At 48.5% G+C, this 24,121-nt stretch carries 21 protein-coding genes; 15 read left to right on the top strand and 6 right to left on the bottom strand.

What is annotated here, in order from left to right; genetic code table 11:
* Positions 1 to 396: 396 nt before the first annotated feature.
* The 3 genes from BWI97_RS01825 to BWI97_RS01815 all read right to left on the bottom strand — a co-directional run bounded on the left by BWI97_RS01825 (position 397) and on the right by BWI97_RS01815 (position 3,895).
* Positions 397 to 1,284 (bottom strand): AraC family transcriptional regulator, encoded by an 888-nt coding sequence (locus tag BWI97_RS01825; protein WP_102199820.1) that lies wholly within the window; start codon positions 1,282 to 1,284, stop codon positions 397 to 399.
* Between the two features lie 8 nt (positions 1,285 to 1,292).
* Positions 1,293 to 2,297, bottom strand: a complete 1,005-nt coding sequence (locus tag BWI97_RS01820) for an aldo/keto reductase (RefSeq protein ID WP_102199819.1) — start codon at positions 2,295 to 2,297, stop codon at positions 1,293 to 1,295.
* A 272-nt stretch (positions 2,298 to 2,569) separates the two neighbouring features.
* Complete coding sequence (locus BWI97_RS01815) at positions 2,570 to 3,895, bottom strand: alkaline phosphatase (protein WP_102199818.1); 1,326 nt, start codon at positions 3,893 to 3,895, stop codon at positions 2,570 to 2,572.
* Positions 3,896 to 4,410: 515 nt separating this feature from the next.
* Here BWI97_RS01815 and lysA point away from each other — a divergent pair.
* The 3 genes from lysA (at position 4,411) to BWI97_RS01800 (ending at position 7,397) form a co-directional block, all read left to right on the top strand.
* Positions 4,411 to 5,646 carry a diaminopimelate decarboxylase gene (gene lysA / locus BWI97_RS01810; protein WP_094808449.1) on the top strand — a complete coding sequence of 412 codons (1,236 nt, stop codon included), beginning with the start codon at positions 4,411 to 4,413 and terminating at the stop codon, positions 5,644 to 5,646.
* A gap of 189 nt (positions 5,647 to 5,835) precedes the next feature.
* On the top strand, positions 5,836 to 6,375 hold the full coding sequence (locus BWI97_RS01805; RefSeq protein WP_102199817.1) for an alpha/beta hydrolase: 540 nt from the start codon (positions 5,836 to 5,838) through the stop codon (positions 6,373 to 6,375).
* A 32-nt stretch (positions 6,376 to 6,407) separates the two neighbouring features.
* Positions 6,408 to 7,397 carry an alpha/beta hydrolase gene (locus BWI97_RS01800; protein ID WP_158242665.1) on the top strand — a complete coding sequence of 330 codons (990 nt, stop codon included), beginning with the start codon at positions 6,408 to 6,410 and terminating at the stop codon, positions 7,395 to 7,397.
* 547 nt (positions 7,398 to 7,944) lie between these two features.
* On the opposite strand, the gene BWI97_RS01795 is transcribed toward BWI97_RS01800, so the two are convergent.
* The 3 genes from BWI97_RS01795 to BWI97_RS01785 form a co-directional block, all read right to left on the bottom strand.
* Positions 7,945 to 8,769, bottom strand: a complete 825-nt coding sequence (locus BWI97_RS01795) for a PE-PGRS family protein (RefSeq protein WP_133163331.1) — start codon at positions 8,767 to 8,769, stop codon at positions 7,945 to 7,947.
* A gap of 213 nt (positions 8,770 to 8,982) precedes the next feature.
* Positions 8,983 to 9,339: a hypothetical protein gene (locus BWI97_RS01790; RefSeq protein WP_233207725.1), complete on the bottom strand. Its 357-nt coding sequence runs from the start codon at positions 9,337 to 9,339 to the stop codon at positions 8,983 to 8,985.
* A gap of 206 nt (positions 9,340 to 9,545) precedes the next feature.
* Positions 9,546 to 10,652: an o-succinylbenzoate synthase gene (locus BWI97_RS01785; RefSeq protein ID WP_094813625.1), complete on the bottom strand. Its 1,107-nt coding sequence runs from the start codon at positions 10,650 to 10,652 to the stop codon at positions 9,546 to 9,548.
* Between the two features lie 133 nt (positions 10,653 to 10,785).
* On the opposite strand from BWI97_RS01785, the gene lpxK reads away from it, so the two are divergent.
* The 12 genes from lpxK (at position 10,786) to BWI97_RS27325 (ending at position 23,704) form a co-directional block, all read left to right on the top strand.
* Complete coding sequence (gene lpxK / locus BWI97_RS01780) at positions 10,786 to 11,832, top strand: tetraacyldisaccharide 4'-kinase (RefSeq protein WP_102199813.1); 1,047 nt, start codon at positions 10,786 to 10,788, stop codon at positions 11,830 to 11,832.
* Positions 11,833 to 11,871: 39 nt separating this feature from the next.
* On the top strand, positions 11,872 to 13,923 hold the full coding sequence (locus BWI97_RS01775; protein ID WP_158242664.1) for a putative porin: 2,052 nt from the start codon (positions 11,872 to 11,874) through the stop codon (positions 13,921 to 13,923).
* A gap of 148 nt (positions 13,924 to 14,071) precedes the next feature.
* Positions 14,072 to 17,011, top strand: coding sequence for a PD-(D/E)XK nuclease family protein (locus BWI97_RS01770; protein WP_102199812.1), 2,940 nt, complete (start codon positions 14,072 to 14,074; stop codon positions 17,009 to 17,011).
* A gap of 61 nt (positions 17,012 to 17,072) precedes the next feature.
* Positions 17,073 to 17,972, top strand: coding sequence for an aldo/keto reductase (locus tag BWI97_RS01765; RefSeq protein WP_102199811.1), 900 nt, complete (start codon positions 17,073 to 17,075; stop codon positions 17,970 to 17,972).
* A gap of 39 nt (positions 17,973 to 18,011) precedes the next feature.
* The gene (locus BWI97_RS01760) at positions 18,012 to 18,998 is read left to right on the top strand and encodes an oxygenase MpaB family protein (protein WP_094808692.1); all 987 of its coding nucleotides are present in this window, start codon (positions 18,012 to 18,014) and stop codon (positions 18,996 to 18,998) included.
* Between the two features lie 143 nt (positions 18,999 to 19,141).
* Entirely contained in the window at positions 19,142 to 19,426 is a 285-nt protein-coding gene (locus BWI97_RS01755) for an SCP2 sterol-binding domain-containing protein (protein ID WP_094808693.1), read from the top strand.
* A 79-nt stretch (positions 19,427 to 19,505) separates the two neighbouring features.
* Complete coding sequence (gene mnmE / locus BWI97_RS01750) at positions 19,506 to 20,846, top strand: tRNA uridine-5-carboxymethylaminomethyl(34) synthesis GTPase MnmE (RefSeq protein ID WP_102199810.1); 1,341 nt, start codon at positions 19,506 to 19,508, stop codon at positions 20,844 to 20,846.
* A 150-nt stretch (positions 20,847 to 20,996) separates the two neighbouring features.
* On the top strand, positions 20,997 to 21,914 hold the full coding sequence (locus tag BWI97_RS01745) for a hypothetical protein (RefSeq protein WP_102199809.1): 918 nt from the start codon (positions 20,997 to 20,999) through the stop codon (positions 21,912 to 21,914).
* A 6-nt stretch (positions 21,915 to 21,920) separates the two neighbouring features.
* Positions 21,921 to 22,169 (top strand): hypothetical protein, encoded by a 249-nt coding sequence (locus BWI97_RS01740; protein ID WP_102199808.1) that lies wholly within the window; start codon positions 21,921 to 21,923, stop codon positions 22,167 to 22,169.
* Between the two features lie 10 nt (positions 22,170 to 22,179).
* Positions 22,180 to 22,506, top strand: a complete 327-nt coding sequence (locus BWI97_RS01735) for a hypothetical protein (protein ID WP_102199807.1) — start codon at positions 22,180 to 22,182, stop codon at positions 22,504 to 22,506.
* A 184-nt stretch (positions 22,507 to 22,690) separates the two neighbouring features.
* Positions 22,691 to 23,323 (top strand): hypothetical protein, encoded by a 633-nt coding sequence (locus tag BWI97_RS01730; RefSeq protein ID WP_158242663.1) that lies wholly within the window; start codon positions 22,691 to 22,693, stop codon positions 23,321 to 23,323.
* Positions 23,324 to 23,503: 180 nt separating this feature from the next.
* Positions 23,504 to 23,704, top strand: a complete 201-nt coding sequence (locus BWI97_RS27325) for a hypothetical protein (protein WP_146010844.1) — start codon at positions 23,504 to 23,506, stop codon at positions 23,702 to 23,704.
* Positions 23,705 to 24,121 lie beyond the last annotated feature (417 nt).

Here is a 24,121-nt window from a genome sequence, read left to right as displayed (position 1 = left end):
CGAGCATCCAACACGCCAGGTGTATCAGGTGATTTCTAATGGCTATATACCCGAAACGTAGGATTATACCAAACACAAACGAATGAAGAAGGGAACGGTAGGCGATAGCGTGGCTAACGGGTGAGCACTACGGCTAGCGTTGCCCTGGCGATACTATTGAAGGCTATTATAAGACTTTTAACCTTAAAGGAACGGGTGAAGAGTAGTAGAATTCAACGAGCAACCTGCTGCCTAGACATGGGCTAGGAAGCAGGAATAAGGGAGAGGCAACCCTTTTATAGGCTGAGGCCAGATCATTGGTGAAATGACCCGGCCTCTTTTTTTGTGATCAGTATTTATCTGACGTTTTTAGTATTCGCCAGATAAACGATCCGGCTCTGAAGGGATATTCAGGGATTAGTTAAAAGCCTGACGAAATTCCAGCGGCGATAGGTTCGTCTTCTTCTTGAAAAGCGTACTAAAGGATTGCGTATGCTCAAAGCCCAAGGCATAGGCGATCTCGCTGACCGAAAGGTTGGTTGTGGAAAGCTTTTCTTTGGCTTTTGCGATCAGTTTTTCATGAATATGCTGCTGGGTGTTCTGCCCGGTATGAACCCGAAGCAGGTCACTCAGGTAGTTCGGCGACAGATTCATCTGTTCCGCAATGTATTTTACCGTGAGCAAACGCTGGGCGTCACTGGTAAAGTAGTCATCAATCAACTGCTCGAACCGGGTTAGCAGGGCTGAATTATTATTCTTGCGAGTCAAAAACTGCCGCTCATAAAACCGGTTGGAGTATTTTAGCAGGCTCTCAATCTGCGTCAGAATGATCTCCTGGGTATGCTTATCGATATGCTGGCACTCCTTATCGATTTTATGAAGAATCGTGATCAGGTCATCTTCTTCTTCGGCTGACAGGTGAAGGGCTTCGTTCACTGCGTAACCGAAAAAACCGTAGTGGTGAATGCTGTTCGCCAGCGTATGCTGTAACAGGAAGTCCGGGTGAAAGATCAGGAGATAACCGGACCCGCATTCCATCGTATGCAGGTCCAGTTGTTGCACCTGATTAGGAGCGGTAAAACTCAATACCCCTTTATCGTAATCATAATGCTGCTGTCCGTACCTGATCTTGCCTTTGGCTTCGCGTTTGAGTGCCACACAATAAAAGCGGTTCACAAATCCTTTCCAGATCTCATCTTCCAAAAAAACACTTTCCGCCAGATTGATCACACTCACCAGCGGGTGGCGAGGTTCGGTTAAGGACAGGAGACGGTGAAATTCCGAGATGGAGTTGATGGCGTTCATACCTAAAATTAATCAATTAAACCCATACTGAACTCATCGTAAGGGGCACCGGTATCCGTACCCAAAGGCACGATGCTTTCCAGGCTTGATACATCCGCCGGAGTTAAGTCAATCGTGGTTGCGGCCATGTTTTGCTCCAGGTACTTCCGGCGTTTCGTTCCGGGGATCGGTAGGATACCTTTGCTCATGATCCAGGCCAAAGCTAACTGCGAAGAAGTAACATGCTTGGCTTCAGCCATCGCTTCAATGGCCTTCACCAATTCAATGTTCTTGTTAAACATTTCGCCTTGGAAACGCGGGATGGTCCTGCGGAAATCATTCTCAGGCAGGTCATCGATGCTTTTGATCTGTCCCGACAAGAAGCCACGGCCCAGCGGTGAGTACGCTACAAAGCCAATACCCAATTCCTGTAAGGTTGCCAGAACGCCACGTTCTTCCACGGTCCGCTCGAACAACGAGTACTCGCTTTGTACGGCAGTGATCGGGTGTACGGCATGGGCCCGCTTCACCGTTTCGGACGAAACCTCCGACAAACCGATGTACCCCACTTTGCCTTCCTGAACCAGCTCCGCCATCGCCTGAACCGTTTCCTCAATCGGCGTATTTTTATCCAGGCGGTGCAGGTAATACAGGTCGATGTAATCCGTATTCAGATTTTTGAGCGAACGCTCCAACGCTTTCTTCACATACTCTTTCTTGCCATTAATGGCCCAGGTTACCTTGTTGTGGTCGTCGATTTCCCAGCCAAACTTGGTCGCCAGAATATACTGATCACGTTTACCATGGATGGCTTTCGCAATCAACTGCTCATTCTTCAGCGGTCCGTACAGATCGGCAGTATCTAAAAAAGTACCGCCTAATTCAAGCGAACGGTGAATCGTTGCGATGGCTTCCTGCTCATCCGCAGGACCATACATGTGTCCTTCTTCAAAGCCCGTCATTCCCATACAACCCAGGCCGATTACTGGTACAACCAATCCCTGGCTGCCCAATGCGATTTGTTTTATTTCCATGAGGCAAAGGTCGGGAGGCGTAATCACACGCCTGTATGCAAACCCCTGAAGCTTGTAAGCAAATCAAGGAAGGATTATAAATTCAATTTCATGTACGGGATCGAGGTTGTGAATAGGTCTGTAGCTGGTATTTCAATTGGCAGCGGTCAACTTAGTTTGACATAGCCGTAAACAACTCGTAACTACCAAGCAAAAGCCATTGACTATCAGTGAGATAATCAATGGCTTTTACTTGGTGACAAGAGATGTCTATTAAAACTATACTACTTTACTTATTTCAATTCACTGGCTTTAATTTCCTTGGTCCACTTCAGTTCGCCCCGGGTGTTGTACGCTTTTACGGTTAATACCCGCTCGTTCTTGGCACCGGAAAGCGACATGACCGCAAAATTACGTTCGGTCAGTACGGTTTCGGGTAAGAGTGTTGGAGATACCGCTTCTTCTTTGGTTTGACGGGCAGGACCGGAGGTGAAGGGCGAAATGGTGAAATCATAAAAAGGATACGCGTTAAATCGCTGAAGTTTGTGCACGGCCGTATGGTGACGGTCGCCCGAAAGGAATACTACGCCCGGAATTTTCTGTTCCGCAATCCGTTTCAGCAGTTCTTCCCGCTCTTCTGCGTATACCGAGTAGTTTTCAAACTGAGCCGCCGGATTGATCACCTGACCACCGCAAACTACAAACTTGAACGTGGCCTGGCTAAATTTCAGAGCGTCAATCAGCCAGTCAAGCTGCTTCTTACCCAGGTAATCTTTGTTCGAGCCTTCCAGTTCGTTGGGGGCTCGCCACCAGCGGTCATCCAGCATGAAAAACTGGCAATCGCCCCACTGGAAGGTGCCCGTAATGCCTTCTTTGTCAAAGGCATAGTTTGGATTTCCCCAGAATTGTTTGAAGATGTCGAGGGCGTCACGCTTCATCCAGAAACTACGGTCCGAATCATTGGGGCCGTAATCATGATCGTCCCAAATAGCGTAGTGGTGCGTACGGGCCAGCAGGGATTGCAGTTGCGGGAATGAGCGACCATGCGTCATGCGGCGGAGCATTCCGGTACGCGTACTCCAGTCCACCTCCCGGTAGTAATTGTTGTCGCCACCCCAAACCATAAAGTCGGGACGCAGACTGTCAATTTTCGTAAAGATCTCGTATTGCTGACCGTAAGGCGTACCGGGGCGGTCGTACTCGGGTTCGCTGAAATAGGCACAGCTACCGAAGGCAAAGCTAAACGCGGGTGGATCTGTACGGTACTGCCACAGTTGTTGCGTCTGGAACTGAAGCGGATAGGGGCGGGCTACTTTTTTCCCATCCACCCAAACTTCGTACTCATACTTCTTACCCGGCTCCACCTGATCCGCGTATAAATGAGCAATGTAGGCGTTGGTTTTCTCCGTGTTGACCTCATCGGTAGATCGTTTGTTGGAGGGATTGCCCACTTCCCAGTACTGAATTTTAACTTTAGCCGCTTTCTTCGTCTGAGCCCACACCATAACTTCCATGTAGTCGGAATAACCTAACATGGGACCACTTTGTAACTGAGCCTGAGCGGTCAGAAGTGTACTGGTGAATAAAAGAAAAAGCCAGAAACGTATCGTTTTCTGCATGTGTTGATGATTAAGAAATAGTTAATAATGGCTCGTTGCCTTGCAGGTAGCAAATTTAGGAGGTAACGTTTAGAGTTTAGAGTTTAGAGTTTGGAGTTTGGAGTTTGGAGTTTGGAGTTTGGAGTTTGGAGTTTGGAGTTTGGAGTTTGGAAAGGTAAAATTGGTAAAGATAGCGGGACGGGTTGTTCGTAGTATTCACTACGGACTTTTTAAGTTGGTAGGCTGTGCCTACCGGGCTGGATGTTCCCCGCATTGCATACGGGGCTAATCACATTGAACCCCTTCGGGGTTGGCTCTTGCGTTTCGATTTTATAAATCATCTACAGCTAAGGGGGTGGGGTCTATAACAAGATAGAGTTTCGGCTATCTGGCTTTTGTCAGGACGTTAGAGGGGCAAGTGTAACGCAGGAACGGCCCGGCGACACCCGCCAAACTAATCCCATAAACTACGCATTCGTCTTTGGCAAACCCGTCACTTTCTGCCAACTTGCAGCTTTATTTTTTCTTACGTTCCCATGCAACTCCGAGAAGGTTCTTATTTCATACAAAATCAGAAAGTTACTGATCTGGCCGAGCGTTTCGGTACACCCCTGTACGTATACGACGGCGAAAAAATTATTCAGCAAATTCAAAGCATTCATCAGGCTTTTGCAGGGATTGATCTGAAAATTAAATACGCCTGTAAAGCCCTGACTTCGCTTGCGGTACTTAAACTTATGCGTAAGCACGGCGTGGATCTCGACGTGGTTTCTCCGCAGGAGTTACAGATTGGTCTCCGGGCTGGCTACGCAGGCAATCAGATGAACTTTACGCCCAGCGGCGTGAGCTTCGACGAAATCGAATTTGCCGTTGAACAGGGAGCGTTCGTAAACCTGGATAACCTCGATGTACTGGAAAAATTTGGTCAAAAATACGGTTCGTCCAAACCCTGTATGATTCGGGTGAAGCCTAACGTAGCGGCGGGAGGAAATGCAAAAATCATGACGGCCCACGAAGGGTCTAAATTCGGTATTGATATTCGGCAAAAGGCGGAAATTCTGGCTCTGGTTGAAAAGTACGATCTGAAAATCGTGGGTTTACACCAGCATACGGGCTCTGATGTAAAGGAAGCTTCTGCTTTTATCGAAGCCGCCAGTCGCGTATTCGAGTTTGCCTACGATTTCCCCGACTTGCAGTGCATCGACCTCGGCGGTGGGTTTAAAGTGGCCTACAAAGAAGGCGACTACACGACAGATATGGAAAAATTCGGAGCGGAGCTTTCGGGATTCTTCCGGGAATTCTGTGAAAAATACGGACGAAACCTGCAACTATGGTTCGAACCCGGTAAGTATCTCGTTAGTGAATGTGGCTATCTGCTGGTATCGGCGAATGTAGTGAAAGAAGCTCCGGGTCGTACGTTTGTCGGCGTGAATTCCGGGCTCAATCACCTGATCCGGCCGATGATGTACGATGCCTACCATCATATTGTGAATGCCTCCAATCCGGATGATTCGGAACAGGATGTGTATGACGTGGTGGGATACATCTGCGAAACGGATAACTTCGCCCTAGGCCGTACCCTCAATAAAGTCAAAGCCAACGATATTCTCGCCATACTCAACGCCGGAGCCTACGGTTTTGCCATGAGTAGTCAGTATAACAGTCGCCTGCGTCCGGCGGAGGTGCTGGTACTGAATGGTGAAGCACATTTGATTCGTCAGCGGGAAACGCTGGAAGACGTCTTACGCAATCAGGTTGAGATTGATGTGTAGCAGGCAAAGTTTGAGGTAGTTTCAAGTTTGAAAGCGGATAAAGTGGATTTTGGTACCTACAAACCGTTGTAGCCATATCCCCGGCTGACTCTGAACTTCTGATTGATTATAAAGAGGATTTGTTAGTAAGACCGTTAAACACTATACTGGCAAGGGAATTCACTCCTTTGCCAGTTTTCTATTTAGGCTATGTCGTTTCAATCAACCGTACTCATTCATCCGGGACTCGGAAATTCCGGCGAAGGTCACTGGCAGACGCTCTGGCAGGACCAATACAACTTTGAACGCATTCAACAGCGGGACTGGGAAACGCCCATCCGTACCGACTGGGTACAAACGCTGGATGAAGCCGTTCTCCGGGCGGGTGTATCGAATGTGATTCTGGTAGGTCATAGCTTGGCCTGCGTGACAATTGCCTACTGGGCGGAACACTATCAGCGTCCGATTAAAGCCGCCCTGCTGGTGGCCCCGAGTGATACCGAAGCGGCTTCGTACCCCTCCGGCACGACCGGATTTTCACCCATGCCTACGGTAAAGCTGCCTTTCCCTTCCATCGTTGTTCGCAGTACCAATGATCCGTATATGACGATGGAACGGGCTCAAGACATGGCTGAGGCATGGGGGAGCGAGCTAATCACCATTCCCCATGCCGGACATATCAACGTAGCTTCGGGATACGGTTCCTGGCCGGCGGGACTCGAACTCCTTCAGCAACTGGATCACCTGTAGATTTGATTTTATACGTTTTCCCCTTTCAATCGATGCTTTTTCGTTGTATTCTGGTTTTCTTGTTAGGTCTGGGCAGTAGTCTGCGAGCCCAGCAAAAGTTTGCGGACTTAGGAGATTTGAAGCTTGAAAACGGGTTGACGATTCAGAACTGTACCCTTGGCTACCGAACCTTTGGGAAACTCAATCCGCAGCGTTCCAATGCCGTTCTGGTGCCTACCTGGTTTGGGGGTACTTCCCAGCAAAAGGCCAACATTGCGAATGCCGGAAACATGGCCGACAGTACTCATTTTTTCGTTATTGTGGTTGATGCCCTTGGAAATGGGGTCTCTACTTCACCCTCGAATTCCAAAACGCAGCCTAACGAACAATTCCCACTGTTTACCATCCGTGATATGGTGAAGAGTCAATACGAATTGGTAACGAAGCACCTGAAACTGAATCACCTGTATGCGGTGATGGGTGTATCGATGGGAGGAATGCAATCTTTTCAGTGGGCCGTAAGTTACCCCAGCTTTATGGATCGGGTGGTACCGATTGTCGGCACGCCGCGGCAATCCGCGTATGACGTCTTGTTCTGGAACATCGAGCTACGGACGCTCGAACGAGGCAATTACACCACCGAAGCCATGAAAACGACGGGACTCATTCACGAACTGAATCTGTTTACGCCCGAATACACCCAGAAGAAACGATCCGCACCGGAGGCCACGGCTTACCTCAATCAGGTTGAAAAGGATTTAAGTACGAAGAATCCGTATGATTGGGCGAGTCAGATTCGAGCGATGCTTACGCAGGATGTCATGCCGGGAAAAACATTACAAGAGGCCGCAAAACAGGTAAAAGCGAAGCTATTGATCGTAGTAGCTACGCAGGATCATATGGTTAATCCGGCGGCGGCAAGCGAATTTTCAGGGTACCTAAAAGCTCCATTGGTTGAACTAACGAGCAACTGCGGTCACCTGGCAACTTCCTGCGAATCAGAGAAAGTGACGAGTTTTGTACGGGCGTTTTATGGGTTGTGAGGAATTGGTTGCGGTTTTCCGTTTTCCGTTTTCCGTTTTCCGTTTTCCGTTTTCCGTTTTCCGTTTTCCGTTTTCCGTTTTCCGTTTTCCGTTTTGGTAGGGTAAACCCGGTAAAGATAGCGGGACGGGTTGTCCGTAGTATGTACTACGGACGCAAAAATGGGTAGGCTGTGCCTACCGGGCGGGACGATTCCCCGCATTGCATACGGGGCTAATGACATTGAACCCCTTCGGGGTTAAGGGCTGGCCAAGGAGAAGACTACTCCGCTTCCGTTCTGCTAATTCAAACTCGATAACGTCAGTAGGACGGGTTGTCCGTAGCATTCGCTACGGACGCAGAAGTTGGTAGGCTGTGCCTACCAAGCTGGACGCACCCCTTATTGCACACAGGGCTATTCAGGTTGAACCGTTTCGAATTAAATAGCTTAAGATAAGAATATTAGCTACGAAATTTGAAAACTTGCGTTCAGTAGTTCGAGTAGAAAATAGAAAGCAAAAGCGGTTCGGAGTCAGTAACTCCGAACCGCTTTTGCTTTAAATATAAATTTTACTTTTTCCGGGCGAAATAGAAAAGCTGCGAGGGGAGGAGTTTAAACTTTTCTCCCAACGTGAAATACCCTTTTCCGTTTTTCTCAAAGCAGACGGCTTCCCCCTGTGGCTCAAAAACGTAGGGAAGCATAAGCTTGTAACTGGAATAAATGACGTCCTGAATGGGTTCATTGACATCATCCCGATTCCAGAGATACATCGTCGTATAATTTCGCAGAATAATTTGCTTGCCATCCGCTGAAAAATCCCCACTCGTAATCATGTACATGGGCAGGTCACAAACATACATGGCTGGCATGGGCGAGTCGTACTTCTGCGGGTAGGCGAGCTTGTACAACTTCGATAGCCCCGGACTTTTCGTTATGACATAAATGTCCTGCGTATGGGGCTCAATCAGGATGGCTTCCGTATCCCGACTTCCTTCGGGATAATAGAAAACGATTCGGTCGTATTCCGTTACCTCTTCATTCACCGAAGTCGGTTCCTTAAACCGATAGATGTAGTACTCGGGATACTGCTGCAGATTATCACCGGTATCGGCCAGGTAGATATAGTTAGTACTGTCTTTCTTATTGAAAAACAGATCCATATCCTCCCAGTCACGATTGGGGAAGGGCAAATTTACCCGTCCTTTCAATTGGCCCTGGTAGTTGATCAGCGAAAGACGGTTTGGGTTGTTGCCGTCTTCCTGAACCCACAAGTGACCGGGCATCGAACGGCTATCAGCCATACCCGAAGCTTCATCAATGGTTCCAGCGGGAATACTATGGGACTGCTCGTACTCAAAAATAAAGGGAGGTGGCTCTGGTTGAGATCGTGTCAAGCCTGTTACCATCAACCCTAATATTATGACACGCAAGGTACCCATCTTAATTGGCGGTACTTTTCTCATCACGACAAAATAACAGGGCGTAAGGGTAGCATCAAAAAATGCGTGCTAATTCCCTAGTATATAACAATTAACTCCGCAAATAGTCTAAAAAGTATAGACTACCGCGGAGTTAATTTTAAAATACCTTTGGATAAAATATGAGTACTAGCTCGCTCGCCATACCTCCTGGCTGCCGCCCATCGAGAGAATTTCCAGGCGGGGGGGCGAAGGAAGAAGTACCATTTTAGCGTCCAGATTCGGGAAGTCCTTGAGCGTCACCCAAACGCCATCACCGGGACCAATTTCGAATTCTTCAAGGCCCGTTTCTTCGTCGATGACTTTTTCGTATTGCGTACGTGGCAGGTACGCCGTGGGTAAAAGTACATCGGTATCCGGGCAAAATGTGGCATGAACGCGTTCCAGAATCTGCTCGAATTCTTCGCCGTATTCATCTACGAAGTCGTCTTCCAGGGCTTCCAGCGTTTCCTCCGCTTCATCGTAATCGGGATGGTCGTATCCCATATGTTTTAAAGCGAAACGCTTGGATAAAAGCTCAAGTAACGTATCGTTTAGTTTCTGCGTGTTCATAACTAGTCGATCAAAATAGAGATAGCGTGTATGTTGACAAAAATAGGTCAATTCAGGTCATGTAATCAAGCCCAAAGCTCAGAGTTTCGCAGAATTACCTAATTCGGTTATCACGACCAAACGCAGGAAATTTTTCTAGCCTAATTGGTATGCGTAATGAAAGACTGCTGTAGCAGCTGTAAATCCCACGGTTGCTGGCTGTTGTAGCTAAGCTGACCCTGTGCTATGCTGAGTGGAGAGGGGACATTGTTATAATACAGACCACCCGTGCCCAAGCCCTGCGGCAGTGGATTCTGAAATTCACCCGCGAACTGAGCAATTGCATTCAATCCTACATTTGATTCCAGAGCAGACGTAAGCCACCATTTGATCTTGAGGCGATTGGCAATCTCAATCCATTCTTTACAGGCGGTAAAACCACCCAGTAGGGTTGGTTTGAGAATGATAAACGTAGGCTGAATTTTCTTGAGTAGCCGCATTTTATCCATGTAATCGTACACGCCGATCAGTTCCTCGTCGAGAGCAATGGGAATGGGCGACTGTTCACACAGAGCCGCCATGGCTTCGGGCTGGCGGGCTTTGATGGGCTGTTCGATGGAATGAATGCTGAGTTCGGCCAGCCGATTGAGTTTTTCCTGAGCTTCTTCCGGAGTCCAGGCCCCGTTGGCATCGACCCGTAGGGTAATGGCTTCGGGCGAAAAACGCTTTCGAATGGAAGTCAGACATTCCATTTCCTGCTCAAAGTCAATGGCTCCGACTTTCATTTTAAGCGTACGAAAACCCGCTTCGAGCTTCTGGTCAATCTGCTGGAGCATCCAGTTTTTATCGCCCATCCAGATCAATCCGTTGATGGGAATTTCCCGCTCGCCTTCGGAAAAGCTATTGTTAAAAATCTGCCGTTTTCCTTCGTGTAACAAATCCCGAAGGGCCGTTTCCAGTCCCATGCGAATGGTCGGAAAGCGGGGATCAACAAGCTGATTGAGAATGAGATCCAGATTCCAGGAAAAAACCTCCAGATCGTAACGGTTGAAGGCCTGACAGACTTTCTGTAGCGTAGCTTCAAAGTTTACGTAATCGGGACTCAGACCGGCCAGCGGACTGGCTTCACCCAGTCCAAAACAGTACGGATTTTCGTCATCGAAAACCTTGAGATAATACGCCGTGTGCTGGGTAAGAGTACCCCTGGACGTGCCGGCTGCAAACCGGAAGTCAAGAATATGCTTGTGAACCAGCACTTTAAGAGACATACTAAAGGGGAATTGTTGGTTTAAAAGGGGGCAAAACTAAACAATTAGCCGCGTTTTGACGTTCTTTGCCGCAATATTTAATCCTGGAGTGTTCCGCAGGCCGGACCTCTCATTGTCTGGTTCTACCCAACGTATGGGCCCTTTACTTACAATATTACGCCGACTTCTGTTGCCTTTTTCCTGGCTGTACGGATTTATTACTGACTGGAGAAATAGCCTGTATGATCGGGGGCTGACTCCGGTCACGAGCTTTGATTTACCCGTAATTAGTATGGGTAATCTGACGGTTGGCGGCACGGGTAAAACCCCGCATCTGGAATATTTGATCCGTTTGCTGAGTCCATCCTTCGTGTTGGCTACGCTGAGCCGGGGGTACGGGCGGCGTACCCGGGGGTTTCGGATAGCGACGAATCAGGATACGGCCGAAACCCTGGGCGATGAGCCGTTGCAAGTATACCAAAAATTTGGAAAAACCGTACGGGTTACGGTCGGAGAAAAAAGAGCGGAAGCTATTCCGAACATTCGTTCGGCGTTTCCGGAAGTTGGGGCCATTCTGCTCGATGATGCCTACCAGCACCGGGCCGTGCAACCCCGCGTCAATCTGTTGCTTACCGACTATAACCATCCCTTTTATACGGATCATCCTTTTCCTGCCGGAAACCTTCGGGAACGCCGGAACGGAGCCGAGCGGGCAGATGCCATTATTGTAAGCAAATGCCCACCCACACTTACGGATCAGGAACGGCAACAGATTCAGCAGAAAATACTTCCGTACGCGAAGGCTCCGGTTTTCTTTTCCGGAATTCGATACGGACAACCCGTGGCGGTGCATACGAACACGCAGGCGACCGGAAAGGTGGTTCTGGTATCGGGCCTGGCCCGCCCGGAACTCTTCGAAGCCTACGCTCAGCGACAATTTGCCGTCGGACAGCATCTGGCCTTCGGTGATCATTACGCGTATACGCCGAAAGACTGGCAGCGAATCGAGCAGGTCTGGCAGCAGAACGGCCGGGGCTGGGTACTGACTACCGAGAAAGATGCCGTAAAACTGAAAACGCTGGTACCGCCTGATTTCCCGCTGTTTGTTGTACCGATTGAAGTCTATTTTCTGGAAAGTAACCCCCTGAATTTTGACGAATGGCTGCTGGAGCGATCCGGTCTGCACGTTAAAAAAGCTTAAGTCCCCCCGCAACTCATTTTTGCTTGTATTTTTGACGCCGTGAAGCTCTATCGATTTCTAGTCTCTTTTGGTTTTCTGGCCTGTTCGCTGCTGGCGAAGGCACAAACCGTACCCAATCCATTGCCGAATGCCCCGGGCGAAGTGGCTCCCAAACCGGCGGACGATCCCAGCCGTCGCGGAAAAATTCTTGATGATTCGACCAAGCAGATTTACGGTCCGACCACTTCCCGGTATTTTCTGGAAGAAGATCTGTTCAACAACCGGAAAACGCTGTACGCCATTGATACCAATTATATCAACTTTCACCGCTTTGATTACCTGGAACACAAGGGTCGCTGGTATACGGACCTGGGCGTACTCAGCTCGGCTCTGCGACCCTTATACTTTACGGCTCCCCAGCAAATTGGAGCCCAGTTGGGTTATGACGTCAACTCGCCCTACGCCATTACCCCGTACGACGTCAAGTATTACGATACCAAATCGCCGTTTACGCAGGCTTATTTTGTCCAGGGTGGAAATGGCCAGAGTGTTCTGCAATTTGACCTGAGTCGAAACGTGAATTCCCAGTGGAATATCGGCTTACACGTCGAACGGAATCTGAGTCGGCGGCAAATCAGTGTGGGCTCGGCTACCAGTAGAGGCGACCGCGATCTGGGAGGCTTCTGGAACTTTGTGACGCATAGCAATTATCGCACGAAAGATGAAAAGTACGCCGTGCTGGGTCATTTTCGGCTGTATGAACATTCCATTCGGGAACCCGGTGGTATCTATCCGGAAACAAATCCGGCCCGGGCTAACTGGGACAGTGTGCTAGCGGATCCGGCGGCAGCTCAGCAATTTCTGACGGCGTCCCGCAGCCGGGAGCGGCGAAATCAGTTTCACGTCTATCAGGAATACGTACCCGTGAAGGGATTTCAGGTGTATCACGTTGGAGACTACATCAACCGGTTTAATCGCTATCGGGATCGGAATTATCAGAACTCCGTGGCGACGGGATTCTATAATAACCTGCCCGAACGAACCACCATTGGGGATACCATTCAGGCACAGGCCAACTACTGGCTGCTGGAAAATAAAATTGGGTTAAAAGGAGCCCTGAAAGGCTTCAACTACCGGGTACACCTCCGCCGCCGGGATTACGGCATCAACCAACGTTCACGTCTGACCATTCGGGGGGATTCAACAACGTTTCTTACGCGTACCGTCATTGTGAACGATACCGCACGTACGTTCAGCGAACGCTTCACGGTTAGCAATCCTACGTACAGCGAACAGTCCATTCGTCGGCGGAATGAAAACTTTCTGGGAGCCTGGCTGGCGTATTACTTCAAAGACAGCACCCGCATCGAAGCCGAAGGCGAGTACCTGATCGGAGCGGATTACCGACTGCACGCCGATTATTACGGCAAATGGTTTAAGGCTACGTTTACGAGTACGCTCAATTCGCCTACTCTGGTGCAGGAGCGGTTTTTGAGTCCGCTGGTCTCCTGGAGTAAGAATTTCGACAATGTCTTTACCAATCAAATCACGGCTTCCGCTCCGGTACGAATCAAGAATCTTTTCATTGAACCCAGCCTGCAGTACAGCCTCACCAAAAACTACATTTATTACGATACGGAATCGGTAGCCCAACAGGAAAACAGTGCCATCAGTATGTACCGCATTGGCGTGGACCTGGGTTGGCGAGCTGGAAAATTCAGTACGTCGCATCAGGCCTTTTTCACGACGACGTCCGGGCCGGATCTGATTCGGATGCCCAAAGTGCTGACGCGTTCCAAGTTTGCGTTTGACTTTGTGTATTCGAAAGTCATGTACGTACAGGTGGGACTGGATGCCCATTACCGCATGGGCTATTACGCTGATTTTTACCAGCCTCTGAGTAATCAGTTCTATCTCAACAATACGTATAAAGTACCGGGCTTTCTGGTGGTGGATGCCTTTGCGGACATCCGCATCAACCGCGTCCGCGTATTCGTGCAGTTCAAAAACGTAGCCGACGGTCTGCTTTCAAATGGTTACATGCCGACACCATATTACCCGGGCATGAAACGGGGCTTTGGCTTTGGCGTGTGCTGGCCGCTGTTCGATTAAGGTTACCGTCAGTTGCAAAGATGGATGCCAGTCTGCCGGACTGGCATTCGTCGTTTATACGGCTTGAATTACGTACCTTTACTACTAGTTTAATCGGGAAGCATGCCTTCGTTGGGTCGCCCGAAATCTGAATTTTTACTTGATCGTCATGTCTTTTCTTTCGGAAACGGCTCGGTATATTTTTGAACGCCATTCGCTGGAAACCATCGCCCGCGTGTGCGTGGTCGTACCCAGCCGCCGGGCCGTGTATTTTTTCAAGCAGGAACTGGCCAGCCTCTCGGATCGGCCTTTTCTGGCTCCAGAAGTAGTGGCCATGGACGATTTCATTCTGCAACGGGCGGAGGTGGAAGAAATCGACCCCGTATCCCTGCTGTTTGAACTCTACGACACTTTTAAAACCATTGATCCCCACCTGGATTTCGACCGCTTTACGAGCTGGGCTCCGGTGGTACTGCGGGATTTCGACCAGATTGATCTTTATGACAGCAACGCCAAAGCCGTATTTAGCTGGGTAGAAGCCGAGAAAGCCATTGAACGCTGGAAAATCGACACCACGATTGCTGAAGATTCCTTTGCGGATAAATACTTTCGCCTGTTTGAAAACCTGCTCGGGGTTTATGATCAGTTAAAAGCCCGTTTACTGGAAAAGAAACTGGCGTACCGGGGAATGGCGTATCGCAAAGTGGCGGAGGAGGTGGAAACGATTTTCCTGGATAAACCCGGCCACGCGTTCCATTATTTTCTGGGTTTTAACGCCCTCAGTCAGTCCGAAGAGCGGATTCTGCGGAAGCTGGTGAGCCTGAATAAGGCCGAGATGCTCTGGGACGCCGACGTTTTTTACCTGAGAAATCAGCACGAAGCGGGTCGCTTTGTCCGTAAATACCTAACCGACGCCGAACTGAGTCGGGGCGACTGGAACAAGCGTTTCCGGAATTACCGCGAGTTTCCGCAGGTACAGACGGTCCCCAGTGATTTACTGACGCAGCCTAAAAATTTTATCAGCATTGGCGTACCCAATGCCACCATGCAGCCCAAAGTCGCCGCTCATTTGATGGCCCAATGGGAGCACGGTACGGAGAAAACGAAAGGCTATCAACCGCCGCATACGGCTCTGGTACTGGGCGACGAAAATCTGCTGATGCCGGTCTTGTCCTCGATTCCCGACAGCTACGATGATTTCAACGTTACGATGGGGGTTTCCCTGCGAAATTCCCTGCTGTATTCCCTGGTGGAAAGCTGGTTTGAGTTACAGCGGAATGTGGTGGAATTTCGCCGAAAGGAAGGGCAGGGGATGGTTGCTATTCCCAAATTCAGCTACAAGCACATTACCAAGATTCTGCACCATCCCTTCATTCAGAAATACTGGATGGAAAACGAGGGAAGTTTTCGAACCCTGTTACGGACGCTGCGGGATGAAAACCGATTGTTTGCTGATGAAAAGGAGATTAAAGAACTGGGTGGAAACGAACCCCTGATCAATACCCTCTTTACCCGCTGGGACAACGACTCGAGTCGGGCGACCCGGCAGATGTATCGGCTCATCGATCTACTACGGCCCCTGTACGTCGATAAAGATGCCATCGAAACCGAGTACCTCTACGAGTTTTATACCATACTCAAACGGCTCGAACGCGTACTGGCCGAACGTCGTCAGCCCGTATCCATTAAGTCGTACCGACGGTTTTTGCTGGAGTTACTGCGACAAACGAAGATTCCCTTTTCGGGGGAACCCGCCGCTCCGCTGCAAATCATGGGGATGCTGGAGACCCGGTGTCTGGACTTTGAACGGGTGATTATTCTATCCGTCAATGAAGGCACCTTGCCGACGGGGAAAAAGCAAAATTCGCTGATTCCGTTTGATGCCGCCTGCGAGTTTGGCCTGCCCACGTACATGGACGCCGACGCGGTGATGAGCTATCACTTCTTCCGCCTGTTACAACGGGCCAAGGAAGTCATCTTTCTGCACACGGTACCCGCCGGTGATGGGGCCAAAGCCGAACCCAGTCGGTTTTTACTGCAACTGGAATACGAGCTGGGTGAACAAAACAAGCAGGCTAAGCTGCAGAAAAAGCGGGTGGAGTTCGGCTCCGAACGCAGTCTGGAAGAAGAGCTGCCGGTATTACGCATTACCAAAAACGAGCAGATTCAGCGAGAAATTCTTCAATCGCTCGCCAATCGGGGCCTGTACGCGACGCACCTGAACATGTATTACCAGTGTTCACTCAAGTACTACTTCAAACGCATTGCCGGGGTGGCTGAGGAAGAAGAGTTGTCGACGACGCTCGAAGCAAACGATTTTGGTACCTGGGTGCACGAAGTGCTCGAACGGATCGACCGGGAGATGATCGAGCGAAACGTTCGCGTGTACGAACGGGCCGATTACGAACGGTTTACGCAGCAGATTCCCAGTCGTCTGGAAGCCGTTTTTCAGGAAAAATTTCCCGGACAGGTCATGCATGAAGGGCAAAACCTGTTGTTGTACAACCTGGCCAAACGTAACCTGCGAAACTACTTCCAGCTACGCATGGACGAACTCGACGCCGGGTTCCGCGTGGAAGTGCTCGCTCCGGAACAGAAGCTGGTGGCCACGCTGGCTTATGGCGAGGGCACGGTGCAGGTAGCCGGAAAGATTGACCGCCTGGAGCGGGTCAACGACGTAATCCGGATTGTGGATTATAAAACCGGAAAAGTAGACGCGAAGAATCTGGATCTGAAAGTAAACCAGGACGAATGGCAGCCCATGTTCCTGACGAATCAGAACTGGGACGTGATGCGGCAACTCTGGCTGTATAAATATTTGGTTCTGAAACAAAACGACAAACGCGTGGGCGGCGTAGAACTCTCGGCCACGCAGATCGTACAGCCCGGGATGATCTCCTTCCGAAATCTGGCGGCGGGTTTTATGGCTCAGGAAAATCTTCGTTTCCGTCCGGATGAAACGCCGGAAACGTTTCTCGAAGACAGCGAAGCCATGTTAACGCAGTTTATCGACGAGCTGCTTGACCCCAGCCGGGCCTTTGAACAAACCGTGGACCGTAGTCACTGCGAATATTGCGATTACGCCCGGATTTGTGGACGGGCCAATTAAGGATGATGCCAGCCCCGGGGCTGGCATCATCCTTTTTCAAGCGTAGTAAAACCTTACCCGAATGAAGTATACTCGATTAGGCTCCTCAGAATTAGTGGTGAGTGAAATTGCCTTTGGCGGCATGTCACTGCAAAAAGATACGGCTACGAAACTGCTCCAAAAGGCCTTCGATGAAGGAATTACCCTTTTTGATACGGCGGATATTTACGACCAGGGCGAAAACGAACGCCTCATGGGCGAAGCACTGAAAGACCACCGGAAAGAAATCGTACTGGCGACCAAAGTGGGCAATCAGGAGCGGGCCGATGGCAAAGGCTGGGACTGGAACCCGACGAAGGACTACATTCTGGCCTCGGTCGAAAAAAGTCTGAAACGCCTGCAAACCGACTATCTTGATTTGTACCAGTTACACGGCGGTACCATGGATGACCCGATGGATGAAACCATTGAAGCCTTTGAATTGCTGAAAGAGCAGGGAAAAATCCGGGCGTACGGCATCTCATCCATCCGGCCGAATGTGATCGAACAATACGTCAATCGCTCCAGTATCGCCAGTGTGATGATGCAGTATAGTCTGCTGGACCGTCGTCCGGAAGAAACCTGCCTGGAGCTGTTGCACCAGCACGGCATCAGCGTACTCGCCCGCGGTAGCGTCGCGAAAGGACTGCTGGCCGGAAAACCTGCGGATACCTATCTCAATTATACGGCCGAGGAAGTAAGGGCCGCCGCTGAAGCCGTACAGGCCCTGAGTACGAATGAACGGAATCCGGCTGCTACCGCCATTCGGTACGCCTTGTATCCGCCAGCCGTGGTATCAGCCGTGGTAGGTGTTCGGACGGCGGAGCAGTTACTGGATGCCCTGCGAGCGGGTGACGCCAGCCTGAGTGCGGAAGAATACGCGGCACTCGGTGCTGTACTGGCGGCGAACAATTATCAGGAACATCGAATTGCTGCTTCCTAAAAAGGGTTATCAGAGATAGAAAGCCAAACGAATGCTCGTATGCTCTTACGTACCATCAAACCCACGCGATATTTCTCGGACGAGCTACTCAGCCACTACCGGCAACAAACCGATCCGGCCGCCGATGCGATTATTGAACAGGTGGCCGCGGCGGGTGGCCCGGCGGGGGTACGCACCTTTCTCCAGCAACGGACGGAAGGCAAAATTCCGCTGAAAGAGGTACCCGAGTGCCGACGCTTTCTTTGTGAAGAGGGACGACTGCCCGACTGGGCTGATGCCAAGCAGATGGCTAGCGGCATTCGCCTTTTTCAGCGGCATCGCGATACCATTACCTTGTTGCTGGGCTGCCTGTCGCTACCGTACGCTTACCTGGCTGCCGATGGGGTGCAGGTACTGGCTCTTTCCAAACGGATGCAGAACGACACGCGGCAACGGCTGGAAGAAACCGGGGCTTTTGTCTTTGGCATTACGGAGGCCGAAGCCTGGCAGGGAAAGTATCCCTCCGCCATCGAACGTATTTTGAACGTACGCCTGATTCATGCCGTTGTACGCTGGTTTTGCCGGCATTCGAATCGATGGAACCCCGCCTGGGGCGAGCCCGTCAACCAGGAAGATATGGCCGGTACCAACCTGACATTTAGCTATATCATCATTCAGGGCTTACGGAAAAACGGAATTGAACCCAACGAAAAAGAGGCGGAGGCTTATCTCCATTTCTGGAAAGTGGTAGGTTACTTAAGTGGCGTACCGGAAGACTTGCTACCCGAAAACCTGCGGGAGGCTTATGTACTGGGACAATCCATTGCCCGGCGATTGTTCCGACCTTCGCCCGAAGGACAGCAATTAACCCAGGCCTTGCTACGGGCACTGGAAGATACCGTACCCGAAGGTTTAAAGACTCTGCCGGCGGCTCAGATGCGGTTTTTGCTGGGGGATGAGTACGCGGATCAACTGGCACTGCCGGCGGTACCGCTGGAAAAAAGACTGGTCCGCTTGTTACCGATGCGAATTTTTTTCCGTCCCTGATGCCTGGGCTGGTTTGATATTTTCGGGAGAACTAGCCAATTTGCGGCCTTTTTCAGACTGAACGCGATCCGCTGACGGACCGAAAAGGCGATTACCCAATTATTCATGAAAAGACGATCCGTTCGTCAACAGCCAGCAATTCTATGACTTTCGAAGAAGTAGACACTAAAATCAAGCAACTCGCCGCCCAGAAAGGCGGTACGGGTGACGTAATCAAATTTCAGACCGATGAGGGAAACATCGTCATTGATCGCGATGGTACCGTAACGAACGATGATCGCGAATCGGATGTTACGATTGGCATCAGTGCCAAAGATCTGGGTAAACTCATGACGGGTGACCTCAATCCGATGACGGCTCTGATGTTCGGTAAAATTAAAATTACGGGTGATATGTCGCTCGCCATGAAATTGCAGTCGCTGTTTTAAGTCGCCTTCAGGGCGGTTTATTACCGCAGAGGCTGTTGTTTCTGGTTGACGGATTAATCCGCCCTGAATTCCCCTTCTCATGTCAGGTTCGTTTACTTCCACCATTTGTGCCCTCGCTACGCCGACGGGTATTGGTGCCATTGGCGTCATTCGGGTCTCAGGACCGGAAACCTTTCCCATTGTTCAGAAACTTTTTCGGGGCAAAAACCTGAGCGATCAGGCAACGCATACCATCCACTTCGGAACCATTCGGGACGAAGCCGGACAAATTGTGGATGAAGTCTTGCTCAGTTTATTCCGAACGCCGCATTCCTATACCCGCGAGGATTCGATTGAAATTTCCTGTCACGGTTCCAGCTTCATCATCCAGAAGATTCTTCGTCTGCTCATTAAAAACGGCTGCCGGATGGCCCAGCATGGTGAATTTACACAACGGGCTTTCCTGAATGGGCAACTCGATCTGGCTCAGGCCGAAGCCGTGGCTGATCTGATTGCCTCGGATACGGAAGTCAGTCACCGGGCGGCGATTCACCAGATTCGCGGGGGATTTTCGAAAGACATCGCTCAGCTACGCGAGCAACTGATTCATTTTGCTTCGCTGATTGAACTGGAGCTTGATTTTGGCGAAGAAGACGTCGAGTTTGCGGATCGTACCCAATTGCGTCAACTCATCCGTAACATTCGGCAGACCTTACGTCCCCTCATTGACTCCTTTGAGCTGGGCAACGTACTGAAAGAGGGCGTGCCCGTAGCGATTGTAGGACCGCCCAACGCCGGGAAATCGACCCTGCTGAATGCTCTTTTGAACGAAGAAAAAGCCATTGTGACCGAAATTGCCGGTACCACCCGCGATGTCATTGAAGACACCCTGGTTTTAAATGGAATCAAGTTTCGCGTGCTGGATACGGCAGGCATTCGGGAAACCAGTGATCGGGTAGAGGCCATCGGCGTCGAACGTTCGCTGGCCGCACTGGACCGGGCCGAAATTATTCTCAAGCTAAGCAGCACGGACGTGGCCAGTGCCGAATTTGAAGCTCTGTTTGCGGCTCGGGTACCGGAGCCTGGACGAGTGATACGTATTCACACCAAAGCGGATGTGTACGAGGATCCTTCCGCGGATTTTTCCATTTCTGCCGCCACCGGCCAGGGCATTGAAGAACTCAAGCAACGCCTCGTGAACCGCGTAAACCTCCAGCGAACCAACGACACCGTAGTGACCAATCTCCGCCACTACGAACACCTAACCGCCACCGATACTGCCCTGCAACGTGCCCTCGAAGGCCTCGATGCCGGTATCACCCAGGATTGGCTAGCGATGGACATCCGCCAATCCCTGGTACACCTCGGCGAAATCACCGGACAAATTACGACGGATGATTTGTTAGAGAATATCTTTTCTAAGTTTTGTATTGGCAAGTAAAAAGCCTAATCGAATAAGTAAGCATAAGTGGATAATAAGTAAATGCTGGTAATTAAAATACTAAATATCAGATATTTGTAATCAATATAAGCAAATGTAATCTATATTTTATTACATTTTTTAAATTAAAATCGTCTAACCCTCATTTATATGAAACACTTTTTATTTATCGTTGCTTTAGGGGGATTCATACTTTCTTGCAAAAGAGATAAGGACAATTTGAATCTGACTCCCGTACTCGTCGATTCTCAAGGCATCACCTATACGGATAATGTGTCCAATATTGAAAGCGAATACAACTTCCCCTTCGAAACTTACTACACAAAGCTTGATACTACGTATAATAAAACAGAGTATATACTCCCAATATATGTTTTAGTGGATGAAGGAGACAGTGTCCAGATAAACTGGACAGCGAATGGCCTGAACGCTATTCTTTTCAGTGAGTCTAAACAGTGGGAGTCGGCTATTCAAAAATGGAAAATTACCTCTGCTTTAAAGTTTATCAAGAGTTTTACACCAGGAAGCAGAAAAATTGATCATACCGTTAAATTTATAAAATCAGGTAAAATCGTTACTAGGTCCACGAAAGTCAATATAACCAATACGTCTAAAAACCTAGATTTTGGAAGAGTGAACTTTGGAATGTCTAGGGCTGAAGTGAAGGTCTATGAGCTGGCTAAATTTGGTCTGAGAGAAGATTCTTTCAACGGCTGGAATGAGTATTCGCCCTCATTGTCCTATATTTCACAGGCTCGATATGTGCCTGATAATTTGACCTTTACTTGTTACGAGTTTTCAGAAAATAAGCTATCAAAAATTTCAGAAGCTTTTCTGGTAGATCATCAAAATTTTCCATTTGAAACAGCAGATGCTTTATATAGACTATTTGTAAGATTTGGTAACAATAAAGGCATTTACAAAATATATAATTTAACCAATGTGGATGTTTTGAATATTCCTCAAACTTGGAATTATAATGGTTTAAAAATTACCTTCCATAAAAGGGAGTTTTTACTACAGACAGGAAATTTAAATAGGCTTTGCTTAACATTCGAAAAGCTATAGAGCCTAATGACCCATCTTGAAGCCCTCGTGGCCCAGTACCTCGGGATCCAGGAGCTGATGTTTACCTTTCTTGAGGAGAGGCCGGAGGTAGCACTTCCCCTGGCTGACGCACTGGCCAAGAAGCAGACGACAATTATAGGAGAGATGGGGACTTCCGAGAACCTCGTGCTTAGGATAGTATACGATGAATATGAGCTGGTTACATCAATGGAAGATTCAGGTAAGACGGAAATGAGGATTTACATTTATATCTAATACTAAGAGTATGCCTAATTTAACTTTTACAATAGTTGAAGAAAAGGATTCGCCAAACCCAGGTACAAGCCTTATATTCCATTATAAAGTGAATAATTCTTCGAAAATTAATTCAATTAACGTTTTGAGTGATATTGATATAAAAGGAATAGATTATCAATATGCTACTTTTATGGTTGATTGTTTGTTTACAGGACTGATTAAATATATCCAAAATTATTGGAATGTAAAACATAAACTACCTGAAGAAATGCATTTTATAGATGTTAGAAAACATAGACATTTCTTCGATAGTACTCAGCCAACAGCATTTGGAAACTATATTCTAAAATTATAGGAGAATGGAAAGCGACAACTATAAAAGATGTTACTTCTGTAATTGTATATTACAGCCGGGGAAGTATACGGCCCAGTCAAAGGAACATATATTTAAGAAGGAGTGGCTCAAAAGATTTGACTATTTAAAGCTTAAAATGTCATTCGAAGAGTTCCGAAAAACTGATAAGCTCTACTATAGGACTATGGTAGCAAATAATGTTTTAGCTAGTGCAGTATGTAATTCTTGTAATAATGGTTGGATGAATACAACCGACATAAATGTACAAAACGTACTGTTTGAAATATTAAATGATTCATCGAAAATTAAAGATTTAAACGAAAAAGAGGAGTTTTATCTATCACGCTATATATTTAAAACTGCTTTGGCGGCCAGCTCTATGGTAGCTAATGCAGAAATCCCATTACATGTACGCCAAATGGCGATGAATCATGAATACATTCCTGAGGGGTTCCTTTGTTTAGCCCTTTTATTTGATCCTCCCGCCGAATACATTGGTTTTAGTATTGTAAAAGAATGGGCTAAAACACCTTTTACAGAAAGTTCAAGTGAAACTGCAAGAATTATGGATTTGACAAGCTTCAAATTTGCAATACGATTTAATTCGTTCATTATAGGCTGTGCTTACATTGATACGTTGATGCCTTGTTTTTACTTTGATCCAGATTACTATAGTTTTATATACTCAAAAGGATCGAGATACCAATTTGAGAAGTCCAAGTATCATAGTGTAGGAAATCCAGATTTGTATATGACACCAGAAAATTATTTTAACCTACACATTTATGCTTCAGTTTATCGAAACTCCTTAGTGTAGCTGATTGCGAGTTATCAATTGGAGCAAATGATCAGTAAACGCTGATAACCTTTTCAGCATTCGGTGATACATATATAAGACGCCGTAACTAGCCGTCCATCTGAAGGATACTTGTTTATTTCATATTTTTTATGAAAATTTGAAAAGTGGCCCGTCCGCCACTTAGCTACCCGCACCGCTATGCAAACGATTCTACTCTCCCTGTTCTTCTCGCTGGCTCCAGCGAAGACGGACTCCGTCTACATCTGTAATTCTTCCAGGGCGTACGCCTATCATGCCTACTTCTGTCATGGGTTGAACCGCTGTACGCATGGGGTGTCTAAAGTGAGTAGGGCAGAAGCCATCCGGATGCGGAAAACGGCTTGCAAGATTTGTTATTGAGTTGGCTTTTCGCCAGAGAACACGCTATAAATCATAGGTTGAAGGTAGGAAAACATTCACTCTTGGGCGTCCAGTGCTGTTTTTCAACCACGCAATAAAAGACCTGTCTGGCGAATTCCAGGCAGGTCTTTCAGAGAAATTAAATGATGAGTCGATAGGTTAAAAGTCCCTTCAACCAGAATTTCGTCAGGTAGTTGCCTTCTTCTCATGGACTGCCGTCTGACGAAAGAATCTTCACGATTCAACCTGCTGAAAGGAGCCGGGGTGAAGGCCAGTCCAAGCCCCAGCTATTCGGAACATGATCAAAGGTAGAGACAATACCGATTACCTATTCCGATGTAATCTTACTACATTCTTACCCTTAACATTAGGGTGATTTCTTCACTAGTGATTCAAAAATCGCTTTATGGAGCCCTC

The sequence above is a fragment of the Siphonobacter sp. BAB-5405 genome, assembly GCF_002872335.1.
Lineage (GTDB): Bacteria > Bacteroidota > Bacteroidia > Cytophagales > Spirosomataceae > Siphonobacter.
The sequence above is the reverse complement of the archived record's forward strand: the minus strand, read 5'-3'. Positions and strand labels throughout refer to the sequence as shown.